The organism is Paludifilum halophilum, assembly GCF_002245355.1.
In the GTDB taxonomy this organism is placed as follows: Bacteria; Bacillota; Bacilli; order Thermoactinomycetales; family DSM-45169; genus Paludifilum; species Paludifilum halophilum.
This window is the reverse complement of record NZ_NOWF01000205.1, coordinates 1-380: the sequence shown is the minus strand read 5'-3', so window position 1 is coordinate 380 and position 380 is coordinate 1. Positions and strand designations below refer to the sequence as shown.

At 62.1% G+C, this 380-nt stretch carries 1 protein-coding gene; it reads left to right on the top strand.

Going from position 1 to position 380, the window contains the following annotated elements:
- A partial coding sequence (locus CHM34_RS18855) for an AAA family ATPase (RefSeq protein WP_141201806.1) occupies positions 1-380 on the top strand: 380 nt, incomplete at both ends.

Genomic DNA, 380 nt, shown 5'->3' with positions numbered 1-380 from the left:
TTCCTCATCTCGCAGATGTCGGGCGGGAAGATGATGAACTTCGGCAAGTCGAAGGCCAAGCTCGTCAACAAGGAGAACTCGGACGTCACCTTCAAGGACGTCGCCGGAGTCGACGAGGCCCTCGAGGAGCTCGAAGAGATCAAGGAGTTCCTCGCCGAACCGGAGAAGTTCAAGGCAGTGGGAGCGAAGATCCCCGAGGGCGTGCTCCTCTACGGTCAGCCCGGTACCGGCAAGACCCTGCTGGCCAAGGCCGTCGCCGGTGAGGCCGGAGTCCCGTTCTACTCGATCTCCGGTTCCGACTTCGTCGAAATGTACGTCGGCGTCGGCGCCTCCCGAGTACGCGACCTGTTCGAACAGGCGAAGTCGAACGCCCCCTGCAT